This window comes from Mesorhizobium sp. M7A.F.Ca.US.008.03.1.1 (assembly GCF_003997495.1).
In the GTDB taxonomy this organism is placed as follows: domain Bacteria; phylum Pseudomonadota; class Alphaproteobacteria; order Rhizobiales; family Rhizobiaceae; genus Mesorhizobium.
Genome location: NZ_RZRU01000012.1, coordinates 81,495 through 95,251, shown reverse-complemented (window position 1 = coordinate 95,251; position 13,757 = coordinate 81,495). Strand labels below are relative to the sequence as shown.

The window sequence follows — 13,757 nt, the reverse complement described above, 5'->3', positions numbered from 1 at the left end:
GATGCAATCCGCTTTGAAGGCCAGCTCGAAGCCTGACCTCGCCATCGATCGCGACTGGTGGCGGGGCGCGGTGATCTACCAGATCTATCCGCGCAGCTACCAGGACTCGAACGGCGACGGCATCGGTGATCTCAAGGGCATCATAGGGCGCCTCCCCTACATCGCCGCACTCGGCGCGGATGCCATCTGGATTTCGCCGTTCTTCAAGTCGCCGATGAAGGATTTCGGCTATGACGTATCGGATTACTGCGATGTCGATCCGATGTTCGGCACGCTGGCCGATTTCGACGCACTGACCGCCGAGGCACACAGGCTGGGCTTGAAGGTGATGATCGACGAGGTGCTGTCGCACACCGCCGACAACCACCCATGGTTCAAGGAAAGCCGGTCGAGCCGCAGCAACCCGAAAGCCGACTGGTACGTCTGGGCAGACGCCAGGCCGGACGGCACGCCGCCGAACAACTGGCTGTCGATCTTCGGCGGCTCGGCGTGGCAATGGGACACCAGCCGCCAGCAATATTACATGCACAATTTCCTGGCCGAACAGCCCGACCTCAACTTCCACAACCACGAAGTCCAAGACGCATTGCTCGACGTCACCCGCTTCTGGCTGGAGCGCGGCGTCGATGGTTTCCGGCTCGACACCATCAATTTCTACTTCCACAGCCAGGGCCTGGAAAACAATCCGCCGCTGCCGCCGGAAGAGCGCAACGACCAGACCGCGCCGGCGGTCAACCCCTACAACTACCAGGACCATCTCTATGACAAGAGCCGGCCCGAGAACCTCGGCTTCCTCGAACGGTTCCGCGCCCTGCTCGATGAATATCCGGCAACCGCCGCGGTCGGCGAGGTCGGCGATTCGCAGCGCGGTCTGGAAGTGGTGGCGGCCTACACCGCCGGCGGCAAGCGCGTGCATATGTGCTATTCCTTCGATTTCCTGGCGCCGGAAAAGATCAGCGCGGGCAAGGTCCGCTCGGTGCTGGAATCCTTCGGCAAAGTCGCCAGCGACGGCTGGTCGTGCTGGGCCTTCTCCAACCATGATGTGATGCGCCCAGCCTCGCGCTGGGCGGCCAATGAGGCCGACCCCACCGCCTACCTCAAGGTCATCTCGGCGCTACTGATGTCCCTGCGCGGTTCGGTCTGCATCTATCAGGGGGAGGAACTTGGGCTCGGTGAAGCGGAGCTGCGGTTCGAGGATTTGCAGGACCCCTACGGCATCCGCTTCTGGCCGGAATTCAAGGGCCGAGACGGCTGCCGCACACCGATGGTATGGGACGGCGGAGCCAAAAACGGGGGTTTCTCCCCGGCAAAGCCCTGGTTGCCGGTGCCGGCCAAGCATCTGGCGCAAGCGGTCAATGTCCAGCAGGGCGACGAGGCTTCCCTGCTCGAGCACTACCGGCGCTTCCTCACGTTCCGGCGTGCCCATCCGGCGCTGGCCAAGGGCGACATCACCTTCATCGAAAGTGAGGGCGACACCGTCGCCTTCACGCGCCGCGCGGGCAACGAGCAGATCGTCTGCGTCTTCAATCTGGGAGCCGCGCCAGCCACGGTTGACCTTGGCGGCCGATCGCTGCAACCTCTGCCCGGGCACGGTTTTGCGGGGCTGGCGAGCAGCGGTTCCATCGAGCTTGGCGGCTACGGCGCCTGGTTCGGGCGTCTCGACTGAATTTCCAATCACTGGAGGAAACCAATGGCCGATGTCACGCTAAGACAAGTGAAGAAGTCCTACGGCAATCTGAACATTCTCCACGGCATCGATCTCGATATCAAGTCGGGCGAGTTCATCGTCTTCGTCGGCCCGTCGGGCTGCGGCAAGTCGACATTGCTGAGGTCGATCGCCGGGCTCGAGGAAATCACCTCCGGCGAGCTCAGAATAGCCGGCGAGGTGGTGAACGACGTGCCGCCGTCAAAGCGGGGCATCGCCATGGTGTTCCAGTCCTACGCACTCTACCCGCACATGACCGTCTACGACAACATGGCGTTCTCGATGAAGATCGGCAAAGAGAACAAGGCCGAGATCGACCGCCGCGTGCGTCAGGCCGCCGAGATCCTGCAGCTGACCAAATATCTCGACCGCCTGCCCAAGGCGATGTCGGGCGGCCAGCGCCAACGCGTCGCCATCGGCCGCGCCATCGTGCGCAATCCAAAGGTGTTCCTGTTCGACGAGCCGCTTTCGAACCTTGATGCGGCGCTGCGCGTCGCGACCCGCATCGAGATCGCCAAGCTCAAGGAATCCATGCCCAACACGACCATGATCTACGTCACCCACGATCAGGTCGAGGCGATGACGCTGGCCGACCGCATCGTGGTGCTCAAGGACGGCCATATCGAACAGGTCGGCACGCCGATGGATCTCTACAAGAAACCCGGCAATCTGTTCGTTGCCCAGTTCATCGGCTCGCCGGCCATGAACATCCTGCCCGCGACCATCGACAAGACCGGCAACCCGACCGTCGTCAGCCATGTCGGCGGCCGCAAGGCGACCGTACCGATCGCGACGCCGGCTTCGGCAAAGGGCGCTGCGGTGAGCTTTGGAGTGCGGCCGGAGGACCTGATCATCGCCAGCGGCGCGGACTATCTGTTCGAGGGGACGGTCGACTATGTGGAGCAACTCGGCGAGGTGCAGCTTGTCTATGTCGACATCGGCCGCGCCGACCTGCCGCTGGTGACCAAGCTGCCCGGCAATGTCGAGGTCAAGCGCGGCTCGACATTGCGGCTGAGCGCCAATGGCGAGGACCTGCATATCTTCGACGCGGATGGACGTTCTTTCGCGTTGCATGAAGTGGAAGCAAAGGCGGCTTAACCGCAACTACCGTGTCAGGCACAAAAAGAGCGGCGGGCTGGGCCCGCCGCTCTTGGACCTGGAGATCGACTTCGGCTGTTAGTTGTTGCCGAAGAGGTTGCGGTCGGCACCTTGCGGAGCAGACTTCTGGGTGGTGTCGCCCGACGAATTAAGCAGCTTCTCCACGAGGCCACCGCTGTTGCGGACCGAGCTCGTATGCGCGCTGTCAACCGACGTAACCGCAGACTGGTTGGCGCCGTTGGAGCCAAAGTTGTCGCTGCCGGCGAAGGCACTGCCGGAGATGGCCAGAACGGCGGCGGCAGCAATAAGGATCTTGTCCATTTTAGTCTCCTGAATTCTGGATTTCGCCAGGACGGCAGACACAGCTGCCGTCGGTTGCGAAATTGGTAATTAGCGACCGAAGAGGTTACGGTCGCTGCCCTGAGCGGACGTCTGGGCAGCCGGTTCCGAGGTCTTGGTGGAAGCCGTGTACGACTGGTCCACAGCGGCGGTAGGCTGGTTGGAGCCGTTCGAACCGTAGTTGTCGCTGCCCGCGAAAGCGCTGCCGGAGATGGCCAGAACGGCGGCGGCAGCAATGAGGATCTTGTTCATCTTAAGTACTCCTGAATGTCTGAACTTCGCCAGGGCGGCGGGTGAGCCCGCCGTCGACTGGAAATCGGCTGTTAGTTGTTGCCGAAGAGGTTGTGGTCAGCACCCTGGGCAGGCGCCTGAGCAGCCGGTTCCGACTTCTTGGTCGAAGCGGTGTACGAGCTGTCGACAGCAGTGGCTGCCGCGGCGTTCGAACCGTAGTGGTCGCTACCAGCGAAGGCGCTGCCGGAAATGGCCAGAAGGGCTGCGGCAGTGAGAATGATCTTTTTCATTTTTTTGGTACTCCAGTATCGTCTTTTTTCCGTCCGTCTAGCGGCGTGTCTTGGAAATGAAATCGCGTCGTTCGGACAGCCCCGATGTGGGAGGGCAGCCCCGTCTTTTCCAATCACGAAGTTGTTCCGTGTGGACCATGAATCCACACCTTGAAATTGTGCCAAGGGAATCTATGGATACATTTTTCTTCTTTATATCAGTGTGTTAGGTTTAACCACCTGATGGATCACTGACTGTTTCAAAGGCCCACCGTTCACACCGTCCTGCACGCACCGTCAACAGAAACGAACCGTTCGGTTCGATTTTAGGACAAGCTAATAGTCACTTTTCGAAACCGTTAGCCTTATTTGACCTCTGCCAAAGGTCGGATTCGGGAAGATCGCAGCCGGCAATGGGCCGCCCCGGAGATGGGCTTTCGGGCCCACGACGATCTGCGGTAACGTTTCGCATGCCGTGTCGCGCCGCATGGATACGATGTCGTTTTCATGCCGACGGCGCGTCCGCGATCGTGGTTAGATCATATCATCTCAGGTGCCGCTTCGTGACGACGAGGCGGAGAATTGGGAAGCCGGTCAGAATCCGGCGCTGCCCCCGCAACGGTGGTGGAGTTCAAGTCGCAACGGGAGACCACTGGGCAACGGCCTGGGAAGGTGTCGCGATGGTCCGCAAGGACAACTCCAGAGCCCGGAAACCAGCCCGAGATTTTTAGACTCGACTGATCGCGGTGGGCGGTCAAGAGGTGGATAACGCATGTCCGGCACACAGCCGGCCTGCGTTTCAATCCTTCCTCCATCACCACCAGTTCAGTCCTTAGAAACGAGGACAGGACATGGATATCCGCAACGACATGCTGAGGCTCCTGAAGGGGCGCCGGCAAGGCTTTTCGCTGGAGCAGCCCTTCTACACCGATCCAGACTACTTCAAGCTCGACATGGAGCTGATCTGGTATCGCGACTGGCTGTTCATCGGCCATGATTGCGAACTGCCGAAGCCAGGCAGCTACATCACCGTGCAGATCGGCGACTATCCGGTCGTCCTTGTCCGCGACCAGCACAGCAAGATCAACGCCTTTCACAATTCCTGCCGCCATCGCGGCAGCCGCGTGTGCAACGCGGAGAAGGGCACGGCGGCAAAGCTCGTCTGCCCGTATCATCAGTGGACCTATGAGTTGGACGGCCGCCTGCTGTTTGCCCGCCAGATGGCCGATGGTTTCGACAAGAGTGATTTCGGCTTGAAGCCGGTCGCCTGCGAGAGCGTCGGCGGCTACATCTTCATCTGCCTGGCCAAGGAACCGGCGGATTTCGCGCCGATGCGGGCGATGATCGAACCCTATCTTTTGCCGCACCGGTTGCGTGAAGCAAAGATCGCCTTCGAGAGCACGATCATCGAGAAGGGCAACTGGAAGCTGGTCTGGGAAAACAACCGCGAGTGCTACCACTGCGCCGCCAATCACCCCGAGCTGTGCAAGACCTTCCCCGAGGCTCCGACCGTGACCGGCGTCCATGGCGCCGACAGCGACCCTGAAATGATCGCGCACTGGGCCAAATGCGAGGCATCAGGCTTGCCGAGCAAATTCCGCATCGATCCGGCAGGGCAGTACCGCGCCACCCGCGCGCCGCTGCTGCGCGATGCCGTCAGCTACACCATGACGGGAAAACGAGCGGTCCAAAAGAACCTGTCCGACAGCGTTTCAACCGACCGCATCGGTTCCTTGCTGCTGTATCACTATCCGGCGACCTGGAACCATATCCTCGGCGACCACGCCGTCACCTTCCGCGTGCTGCCGATCAGTGCCACGGAAACCGCGGTGACGACGAAATGGCTCGTCCACAAGGATGCGGTCGAAGGCGTCGACTACGACCTCGCTGAGCTCACCCATGTCTGGACCGAGACCAACGACCAGGACCGCCGCATCGTCGAGGAAAACGCCTTCGGCATCCTGTCGCCGGCCTATGAACCAGGCCCCTATTCGGAGCTGCATGAGGGCGGCGTGATCCAGTTCGTCGAGTGGTACGCGTCGTTCATCGGGCCGCGCCTTGCCGAAGGCGACCGGCCGGCCTTGCGCAGCGTCGCCTAGCCCAGGGGACAAGAGGATGAATGCGATGACGGACCTTGGCCTCTATCGCCATCTGGACCAGATGACGCCCTGGAACGACAGGCTGCAGGTGCTGGAAGTGATCGGCGTCAGCGACGAAGCGCCTGACGTGAAGACCTTCACCTTTCGCTCCGACAACCAGACCTGGTTCCGCTACAAACCGGGCCAGTTCGTGACGCTGGAACTGCCGACATCGGACGGGCCGCTGATGCGCACCTACACGCTGTCGTCCTCGCCGTCCCGGCCGTTCTCGATCGCGGTGACCGTCAAGGCGCAGGCGGGCAGCATCGGCACACGCTGGATGTTCGATCATCTGACGGCCGGTTCGCACGTCAAGGCCTACGGGCCGACCGGCGATTTTTCGCTGCATAGCCACCCGGCGGCCAAATATCTGTTCATTTCGGCCGGCTCCGGCGTGACGCCGATGATGTCGATGCTGCGCTGGCTGAACGACTGCGCGCCATGGACCGATGTCGGCTTCGTCAACTGCGCGCGCCGCCCGGAAGAGATCATTTTCCGCAAGGAGCTCGAGCTGCTCGGCAGCCGCATGCCTGGCCTGTCGCTCGGCTTCATGATCGAGGAGCGGTCGAGCCGCGAGGGCTGGTTCGGCCATATGGGCCGCATCGACGCGATCCGGCTGCCATTGCTGGCGCCCGATTTCCGCGAGCGCGAGATCTTCTGCTGCGGCCCCGACCCCTTCATGCGCGCCGTGCGCGGCATGCTGGACGCCGCCGGCTTCGACATGGCGAAATACCATCAGGAAAGCTTTGCTGCGCCTGCCGTGGAGGAGATCCCGGCGCCGTTCTCTCCGCCGGCGGAAGACGGCGCCGCTGCTGCCGTCGAGGCCGTGACACCGATCCGGTTCTCGCTTTCCGATGTCGATGCCGAATGCGTCGTCGGCCAGACCGTGCTGCAGACGGCACGCGCCTCGGGGGTGCGGATTCCCGCCGCCTGCGAATTCGGCCTGTGCGGCACCTGTAAGGTGAGGAAGGTCGCGGGCGACGTCGAGATGAGCCACAATGGCGGCATCCTCGATCACGAAATCGAGGATGGCTTTATCCTCGCCTGTTGCTCGAAGCCGCTTTCGGCGCTTGAAATCGAGGCGTGACCTCTAGGCACGGTCGGAGACTGTCCATGCCCGCGCAGCCTGCAGCTGCGCTCGCCCGGGCCTGCGCCATCTTGCCAAAAACCCTGCAAATGGTTAGACGCCTGCAACGGTGGGGTTGACCGTAAGGCCCGAAGATCATTTCCGCGGCCTGCTTCGGCGGGGAGCAAACATGCGACAATCCGGCATCTATGCCATTGCCAGCAAGGATATCGTCTTTGAATCCTTCGATGGCGAAGCCGTCGTTCTTGACCTGACCACCGGTAAATATTTCGGCTTCTCTGATTCAGGCAGCAGGCTTTGGGATGCACTGTCGTCCGGCGTGCCTGCCTCCGAACTGGTCGGCGCCGCGACCGGAATTGGCGCCCTCGATGCCGCCGCGATTGACGGCTTTGTTTCACAATTGCTCGAATTCGGCTTGCTGGCGGCCGTAACCGATGGCGTCGCAAGACCGGTTTCCAGCGAGTTTCTGGCTCAGCTCGCCGCTGCCAGAGAGCCCCTCAAGGTCGATATCCATGACGATCTCGCCGATCTCATCGTCGTCGATCCCATCCACGAGGTCGAGGAGCCCCTGGGCTGGCCCGCGGTGAAGCAGGCCAACTGAGGCGCCCATCAGGTTCTCGTTGCCGGACATCTCCGGAACAGGCAGACCCATGCCGAACGTCACTCTCGAAAACCTGACTGACTACGCCCGTCATGTCCTGGCGCAAGCGGAGGGCAGCGCCGCGCATTATCCACTGACCTGCAAGGTGGGCTTGCCGCATCTGGGGCTGATCGCACATGTGAGCGCCGGCGCGTTGGCGGATGCCTTCGCTCATGGCTTTGTCACGGCTCCGGACAACCGGGCGCCTGCCGACATCTGCCGCATCTTCGTCGCGCATCCCGGCATTGACGGCATCGCGGCACCGGCCAGTTGGGGCCAGGGACCCTTCACGCAGCATGGCTTCGCCACCCGGCTGGCGGAAGCCGGATTGCGCGGCAACCATTTTCACGACCTGGATTTCTGGCAGTTCTATGATCCGCAACGTCGCGTCGGCGTGCAATTGATGGCCTCGGCCGATGCCTTTCCACCGTGGGAGCCGGGAGCGCCGCTGCGCCCCTTCCTCCATTGGGAATATGCGGCACGTGGCATGCGGCTGGCCCATGCGGGGACGCTCGGCACCAAGGGCAAAGGCGTGCTGCTGGCCGGCGCAGGCGGCGCGGGGAAATCCGGGACCGTCGCCGCAGGCCTCCTCCACGGGCTGGACAGCGTCGGCGACGACTATGTGCTGGTCGACCTCTCCAACGGCGTGACTGCCCGCCCGTTGTTTTCAACACTCAAGCAGGATCCCCAGGGGTTCGCGCGGCTTGGGCTGAAGCACCGGCTAAAGGCGCATGGTCCGCTCAACTGGCAAGGCAAGCATGCTTTTCACATTGACGACATTGCGCCTCGGCCGGTGCCCGAAGCTCTGGACATCGTTGCGCTGGTGGTGCCACATATCGGCGGAGGCGTGGCAAGTTCGATCGTGCCGGTGTCGCGCAGGGATGCCATGATTGCCTTGGCGCCGTCCGGCATAGCGCAGATGCCGGGCGAGCGGGAGAGCGGCTTCCGCTTCTTCAGCGACCTGACCCGCCTGCTGCCGTGCTATCGTCTGTCGCTGGGGACGCAGCCCCAGGAGATAGCCGGCACGATCGCGGACTTTCTCGCGCGGGGCGCTTCGTGAAACTGAGCGTGATAATGCCCGTCTACAACCGTGAGCGCTATGTCGTTTCGGCATTGCGCTCGCTGGTGCGGCAGCGGGACGCCGCCGATCTCGACATCATCGTCATCGACGACGGCTCGACCGACGGCTCCGCTGAGGCCGTGCGCTCGATGATGCGCGGAAACCCCTGCATCCGACTGTTCCAGCAATCCAACATGGGCGTACCCAGGGCGCGCAACGCCGGGCTGCGGCAACTGCCGCCGGATGCGGAATTCGTGTCATTCCTGGATTCGGACGATATCTCGCCGGACGGGCGCTTCAAGAAGGACCTTGCGCGCTTCAGAGCAAACCCGGGACTCGAGCTGACCTATTCGCTGATGACGCTGGTCGAGCGGATTGACGATGAGCGGCTGGAACCGGCAGTCGACAGCCCCACGATGACGCTTCGGGGAATTTCGCTGAGCGCTGCCGTGTTCAGCAGAGGGCTTGTCGACCGGACGGGCCAGTTCGATGAGGATTTCGAGCAGGCTGAGGATACCGACTATCTGCTGCGCGTCTTCGAGGCGGGACCGAACTACGAATTGTTGGACGCCGTCGCGCTCTACTACCGACGCCACGCCGGAAATGTCACCAAGGAACATAGCGGCAGGGTCCGCAACCACTTGCGTGCAATCCACAAGTCGATGCGGCGGCGCAAAGCCGATCCGTCACGACGAGAGGTCCAGGGCATCTTCGAATTGAAGAGTCCCGCCGATTGGCGAATGCTATGATGCTCGACACAATCGGGTCGGATCGGCCAAGCCCGGAACGCTGCTGGAGACACCGATGCGGCTGAGCGTCATCATGCCGGTCTACAATCGCGAACAATTCGTTGGCCTGGCGCTGCGCTCGCTGCTCAGGCAGCGCGAAGACATCGATCTCGACATCATCGTCATCGACGATGGGTCGACCGATGGCTCGGCAGCCGTCGTACGGTCGTTGATCGAAGAGGCCCCGTGCATTCGTCTTTTCCGGCAGATGAATGGCGGGGTCACCAAAGCGCGCAATGCCGGGCTGAAACAGTTGCTGCCGCAGACCCGGCTGGTGTCGTTTCTCGATTCGGACGACATCTCCCCGATAGGGCGTTTCAAGGCGGATCTCGCCTGCTTCGAAGAGGATCCTGGCCTCGACCTGACCTATTCGCGCATGACGCTGGTGGACAAGATAGATGGCGAGACGCTGGAACCAGCCGCCGACAGCCACTCCATCACCGTGCGAGGGATCCACCTGTCCGCCGGGATCTTTGCGCGAGACCTCATCGAGCGCACCGGTGGTTTCGACGAAGATTTCAAACAGGCCGAGGACACCGACTACCTGTTGCGTATCTTTGAGAGCCAGGCAAAATACGTTATGCCCGATACGGTGGCTCTCTACTACAGGCGTCATCCCGGCAACATGACCAAGGAAGCCGATGTGCCCTTTCGCGAGTTCATGCGCGCCATTCACAAGTCGATGAAGCGTCGCAAGGCCGATCCCAACTTGCGCCGGGTGGAGGGGATCTTCGACTTCAAGGATCTCGCGCAGTGGCGGTTCCTGTAATGGCAGGCTACGGCGTCGTCATTCCGGCTTTCAACGCAGCCGACACCATCGGCGCCGCCTTGAACTCCGTTCTGGCCCAGACGGCAAAGGCGGAGGCCATCGTCGTGGTCGATGACGGTTCGACCGACGATACGGCTGCGGTGATCGATGCGATGAACCTGCCGGTGACGGTGCTGCGACAGGACAATGCCGGACCTGGCAGCGCTACGACCCGTGGCATTGCGGCACTCTCGACGCCGCTCATCGCGACGCTTGATGCCGACGATTTGTGGCTGCCGGACAAGATCGAACAGCAACTGGCCTATCTCGGCCGTCATCCCGGGACAGCAGGCGTCTTTACGCACTGGCGGACGTTTCGCGGAGACAGGCCCGATTTGCCCGAAGCGACCAGTGGAGCGGGCTGGTCGCGCACGACGATGATGATCCGCCAGCAGGTGGTGCCGAGCATCGGTCCCATCATCGACCCACCAGGCGGTCGCGGCGAGATGATCGACTGGATCGCCCGGGTTCGTGAGGCAGGCCTTGCCCTTGCCATGCTCGACAACGTGCTTGCGTTGCGCCGCATCCGCCCAGGCAGCCTTTCCTACGGCCGCGATCCGGCACGCGACAGGGGCTATCTCCAGGTCGCAAGGCTCGCCATGCAGCGGCGAGCCCAGAACAAGGCGGGCTCCAGTTGAACGCCAGGCCCGTTCGCCGCATCGGCCGCCGCTTCCCGGACTATGGCTGGTCGTGGCCCACCGGCCAGTTGGACCTGTTGCTAAAGGCGGCGCTGCTCTCCGACGAGGACGCAGCCGCTGCCTGCGCCGCGCGCTGGCTGGACGAGAACGACATCGATCTCGTCTCGTTTCGAGAACATCGCCTGCTCGCCGCCATCTCCGACAGGTTCGGCAGGAAGCTGGCCGGGCATACCGCGCACCCGCGCCTCGTCGGCCTGCAGAAGATGCTGTGGACGAAGTCGCGCATGGCGATGCGCGAGGCCGAGCCGGCGCTGAAGGCAATGGCCGACGGCGGCGCCGACATCATGCTGATCAAGGGCGCCAGCCGCATTGCCTTGAACGCGTCGGCGCAGCGTGGCCGGGTGGCGCATGATATCGACATACTGGTGCGCCCGCGTGACATGGCTGCCGTCTTCGACATCTTGCGCGATCGCGACTGGCAGATCGCCTCGGGCGTCAGCGCGCAATATCTGCGAACCCGGTTGGCGTCGCTGCGGTCGATGAACTTCTTCAAAGGCCGTTTCGGTGACATTGACCTGCACCAGCTCGGCTATGACGGGTCGCAGACGAGCGCGGAAGACGATCTGGCGATCTGGCAACGGGCAATACCGGCACAATTCAGCGGCGTCGCGGTCTTCGTGCCGTCGCCGGCCGATCGCATGGCCCTGGCCATCGCCCATGGCGGCCTCGACGCCCACACCCATAGCGACTGGCTTGTCGATTGCGCGATCGCCATCCATGGCGGAGACGTCGACTGGCATGTGTTCCTGGACATCGTCGACAGACGCGGCCTGGCCGTTCCAGCGGCGGTGGCGTTATCCTATCTGGCGTTCGAGATCGGCATTCCGGTGCCGGAACCGACAATGGCCAGAATCTTCGAGATGGCCGACCGGGCTGGCCTGTCGCGTTGGTCGTCGGTTCTGCAAGCCAAGCCGCGCACGGATTTTGGCGGCCTGGTCTGGCTGTCGCGCGGGCTTGCCAAGCAGTTGCGCCTGAAGCGGAAAAAGGGCCGGTTGCAGCAGGAGCCGCCCGCCAGACCTTGGCGCGGCAGACCGGCCGCGCGCAAGCCGCAAGCCGCATCGGCGCCTCTGGTGTTTTCGCAGGCCATCGCCTGTCCGCAAACGACCGGCGACATGATGCTCGATATCACCGTCAGGATCGGGGTTCCGCCGGTCCGGCGCCGCATCGAAATGGAGATCAATGACGGCGGCGAGCATATTGCTCGCCTGCGCGCCATCGCCATCAGCCGATCCGGCAGGGAACGCGTGCTGCATTTTCGCGGCAAGGTGACGCTCGACGGCGCGCGAGTTGCCTTGACGCTCGAGGCGCGACCATCGCGACAGTTTCGCGAGTGGAACGACGCGGCCACGGTGGCCGCCTATGGCGCCTTGCCTTTCCAGTTGTTGTCGGCGGATTTCTCACCGGTCGGCTGAAGGCGAATCCGACGAACCTTTCTCGAGAGGCTCGGTTCAAACTCCGTAGCGTTCGGTGCGAATGATTCCGGCTGCAACGCCGGCATCGATCAGCGCCTGGGCGGCCGCGGAAACGAAGGCGTTGGAGCCGCAGACGAAGGCGATGCCAGGCGGCTCCGGCAGCCGCGTCATGGCTTGAACCATCATCGCGACGTCCACCCGCCGCGCATAGTCGACTGGACGGCGTGCAGCTTCGCGGGTCAGTGTCAGCACCAGGTCGAAGCCGTCCCGGCGCTCATCGAGAACGATCAGCTCGTCACGAAAGATCACTTCGTCCCAGACCCGGACCGAAAAGACCAGGACGACGGGCACCGCTGAATTACGTGCGGCGCGATGGCGGAGCATCGACATCAAGGGCACGACGCCCGAACCGCCGCCGACCAGAACAAGCGGCCCACTCTCATCCTCAGGCCAGACGAAATGCCCGCCAAGCGGCCCGCGCAGTTCGATTTCATCGCCCACTGCCGCGACCTCGTGGAAGAAGGGCGAGACCTCGCCATCGTCGAGTTTTTCGATCGCCAGTTCGATTGCGCCGCTCGTTTCGGGCGCGGAGGCGATGGAATAGGAGCGGCGCGCCTGATAGCCGTCCGGCGCCGTCAGCCTGACATCGACATGCTGCCCGGCGCGATAGGCGAAGGGCCGAGACGGCTGCAGAAAGAAGCTGGTGACACGCGGCGTGCGCTTTTCGATGCGGACGATGCTGGCTGTTTGCCAGGGCGAATGCACTGACGCCGCATCGCTCATGGATCGTCCGTGTAGCGCTGCTCGCGCCATGGGTCGCCGTAGATGTGGTAGCCGCGCAATTCCCAGAAACCGGGCTCGTCGCGCGTGGTGAATTGCAGGCCGTTCAACCATTTGGCCGACTTCCAGAAATAAAGATGCGGCACCAGCAGCCTTGCCGGGCCGCCATGGTCCGGTGTGATCGGCTTGCCTTCGTAGAGCAGCGCCACCATGGCCTTGCCGGCGGTGAGATCCGTGACCGGTACGTTGGTGGTGTAACCGTCGAACGCGTGCGCCAGCGTGAAACCGGTCGGTGGCTCCACACCCGCATCGGCAAGGATATCGTCGACCAGCACGCCTTGCCACGGCGTGTCGAACTTGGTCCATGCTGTCACGCAATGGATATCGCGTGTCATCTTGGTCAACGGCAGCGCGTTGAACTCGGCCCAGTTCCATTTCTTGATCGGGCGTGGCCCGTGTTTCAGCGTGAAAGACCAATCCTCGGTACGCACGCGCGGCGTCGGACCGGCCGACAGCACCGGAAAACCCCGTTCCAGATATTGGCCTGGCGGGATGCGGGCATCGCCATCGGTTGGCGGGCGCCGTCCTGAAGAGAAACCTCGGGTGACCATAGCGGCAATCCCCATGCAATCAGGCCACTATCGGCCTGACGCAATGTTCTCGAAGATGTCGTGACGGGCAACCGAAATCTTGACGGGCGGAGA

General features: G+C 62.8%; 15 protein-coding genes and 1 riboswitch. Of the genes, 10 read left to right on the top strand and 5 right to left on the bottom strand.

Annotation, left to right across the window (positions count from 1 at the left end):
- The first annotated feature begins 1 nt into the window (after window position 1).
- A complete protein-coding gene (locus EOA16_RS18215) occupies window positions 2–1,666 on the top strand; it encodes an alpha-glucosidase family protein (RefSeq protein ID WP_127259513.1) in 1,665 nt (554 codons plus the stop codon).
- Window positions 1,667–1,690: 24 nt separating this feature from the next.
- Window positions 1,691–2,803: a sn-glycerol-3-phosphate ABC transporter ATP-binding protein UgpC gene (ugpC, locus tag EOA16_RS18210; RefSeq protein WP_127259512.1), complete on the top strand. Its 1,113-nt coding sequence runs from the start codon at window positions 1,691–1,693 to the stop codon at window positions 2,801–2,803.
- 78 nt (window positions 2,804–2,881) lie between these two features.
- On the opposite strand, the gene EOA16_RS18205 is transcribed toward ugpC, so the two are convergent.
- The 3 genes from EOA16_RS18205 to EOA16_RS18195 form a co-directional block, all read right to left on the bottom strand.
- Window positions 2,882–3,124, bottom strand: a complete 243-nt coding sequence (locus tag EOA16_RS18205) for a DUF680 domain-containing protein (protein ID WP_127259511.1) — start codon at window positions 3,122–3,124, stop codon at window positions 2,882–2,884.
- Window positions 3,125–3,193: 69 nt separating this feature from the next.
- On the bottom strand, window positions 3,194–3,394 hold the full coding sequence (locus tag EOA16_RS18200) for a DUF680 domain-containing protein (RefSeq protein ID WP_127259510.1): 201 nt from the start codon (window positions 3,392–3,394) through the stop codon (window positions 3,194–3,196).
- Between the two features lie 71 nt (window positions 3,395–3,465).
- A complete protein-coding gene (locus EOA16_RS18195; protein ID WP_027039902.1) occupies window positions 3,466–3,663 on the bottom strand; it encodes a DUF680 domain-containing protein in 198 nt (65 codons plus the stop codon).
- Window positions 3,664–4,176: 513 nt separating this feature from the next.
- Window positions 4,177–4,379: riboswitch (cobalamin riboswitch) on the top strand.
- Between the two features lie 114 nt (window positions 4,380–4,493).
- Between EOA16_RS18195 and EOA16_RS18190 the strand changes: the two genes are divergently transcribed.
- From EOA16_RS18190 to EOA16_RS18155, 8 genes are all read left to right on the top strand, one after another.
- On the top strand, window positions 4,494–5,741 hold the full coding sequence (locus EOA16_RS18190; protein WP_127259509.1) for an aromatic ring-hydroxylating dioxygenase subunit alpha: 1,248 nt from the start codon (window positions 4,494–4,496) through the stop codon (window positions 5,739–5,741).
- A 25-nt stretch (window positions 5,742–5,766) separates the two neighbouring features.
- Entirely contained in the window at window positions 5,767–6,867 is a 1,101-nt protein-coding gene (locus tag EOA16_RS18185; RefSeq protein WP_127259508.1) for a hybrid-cluster NAD(P)-dependent oxidoreductase, read from the top strand.
- Window positions 6,868–7,036: 169 nt separating this feature from the next.
- Window positions 7,037–7,468: a PqqD family protein gene (locus tag EOA16_RS18180; RefSeq protein WP_023813656.1), complete on the top strand. Its 432-nt coding sequence runs from the start codon at window positions 7,037–7,039 to the stop codon at window positions 7,466–7,468.
- A gap of 49 nt (window positions 7,469–7,517) precedes the next feature.
- Window positions 7,518–8,567 (top strand): serine kinase, encoded by a 1,050-nt coding sequence (locus tag EOA16_RS18175; protein ID WP_127259507.1) that lies wholly within the window; start codon window positions 7,518–7,520, stop codon window positions 8,565–8,567.
- Window positions 8,564–9,316, top strand: coding sequence for a glycosyltransferase family A protein (locus tag EOA16_RS18170; RefSeq protein ID WP_164754307.1), 753 nt, complete (start codon window positions 8,564–8,566; stop codon window positions 9,314–9,316). Before EOA16_RS18175 ends, EOA16_RS18170 begins: the two co-directional genes overlap by 4 nt.
- 55 nt (window positions 9,317–9,371) lie before the next feature.
- A complete protein-coding gene (locus tag EOA16_RS18165; protein WP_127259506.1) occupies window positions 9,372–10,124 on the top strand; it encodes a glycosyltransferase family A protein in 753 nt (250 codons plus the stop codon).
- Window positions 10,109–10,801: a glycosyltransferase family A protein gene (locus EOA16_RS18160; RefSeq protein ID WP_245455971.1), complete on the top strand. Its 693-nt coding sequence runs from the start codon at window positions 10,109–10,111 to the stop codon at window positions 10,799–10,801. The genes EOA16_RS18165 and EOA16_RS18160 overlap by 16 nt, the downstream gene beginning before the upstream one ends.
- On the top strand, window positions 10,798–12,273 hold the full coding sequence (locus EOA16_RS18155; protein ID WP_127259505.1) for a nucleotidyltransferase family protein: 1,476 nt from the start codon (window positions 10,798–10,800) through the stop codon (window positions 12,271–12,273). The genes EOA16_RS18160 and EOA16_RS18155 overlap by 4 nt, the downstream gene beginning before the upstream one ends.
- Before the next feature lie 36 nt (window positions 12,274–12,309).
- On the opposite strand, the gene EOA16_RS18150 is transcribed toward EOA16_RS18155, so the two are convergent.
- Window positions 12,310–13,056, bottom strand: a complete 747-nt coding sequence (locus tag EOA16_RS18150) for an FAD-binding oxidoreductase (protein WP_127259504.1) — start codon at window positions 13,054–13,056, stop codon at window positions 12,310–12,312.
- On the bottom strand, window positions 13,053–13,664 hold the full coding sequence (locus EOA16_RS18145) for a sulfite oxidase-like oxidoreductase (protein WP_127259503.1): 612 nt from the start codon (window positions 13,662–13,664) through the stop codon (window positions 13,053–13,055). Before EOA16_RS18145 ends, EOA16_RS18150 begins: the two co-directional genes overlap by 4 nt.
- Window positions 13,665–13,757: the final 93 nt, after the last annotated feature.

Bases quoted from the DNA above. Each gene is read 5' to 3' on its own strand.
- EOA16_RS18200 (WP_127259510.1), bottom strand. From the start codon at position 3,394: ATGAACAAGATCCTCATTGCTGCCGCCGCCGTTCTGGCCATCTCCGGC.
- EOA16_RS18205 (WP_127259511.1), bottom strand. From the start codon at position 3,124: ATGGACAAGATCCTTATTGCTGCCGCCGCCGTTCTGGCCATCTCCGGC.
- EOA16_RS18195 (WP_027039902.1), bottom strand. From the start codon at position 3,663: ATGAAAAAGATCATTCTCACTGCCGCAGCCCTTCTGGCCATTTCCGGC.
- EOA16_RS18215 (WP_127259513.1), top strand. From the start codon at position 2: ATGCAATCCGCTTTGAAGGCCAGCTCGAAGCCTGACCTCGCCATCGAT.
- ugpC (WP_127259512.1), top strand. From the start codon at position 1,691: ATGGCCGATGTCACGCTAAGACAAGTGAAGAAGTCCTACGGCAATCTG.
- EOA16_RS18185 (WP_127259508.1), top strand. From the start codon at position 5,767: ATGACGGACCTTGGCCTCTATCGCCATCTGGACCAGATGACGCCCTGG.
- EOA16_RS18175 (WP_127259507.1), top strand. From the start codon at position 7,518: ATGCCGAACGTCACTCTCGAAAACCTGACTGACTACGCCCGTCATGTC.
- EOA16_RS18190 (WP_127259509.1), top strand. From the start codon at position 4,494: ATGGATATCCGCAACGACATGCTGAGGCTCCTGAAGGGGCGCCGGCAA.
- EOA16_RS18180 (WP_023813656.1), top strand. From the start codon at position 7,037: ATGCGACAATCCGGCATCTATGCCATTGCCAGCAAGGATATCGTCTTT.
- EOA16_RS18150 (WP_127259504.1), bottom strand. From the start codon at position 13,056: ATGAGCGATGCGGCGTCAGTGCATTCGCCCTGGCAAACAGCCAGCATC.
- EOA16_RS18165 (WP_127259506.1), top strand. From the start codon at position 9,372: ATGCGGCTGAGCGTCATCATGCCGGTCTACAATCGCGAACAATTCGTT.
- EOA16_RS18145 (WP_127259503.1), bottom strand. From the start codon at position 13,664: ATGGTCACCCGAGGTTTCTCTTCAGGACGGCGCCCGCCAACCGATGGC.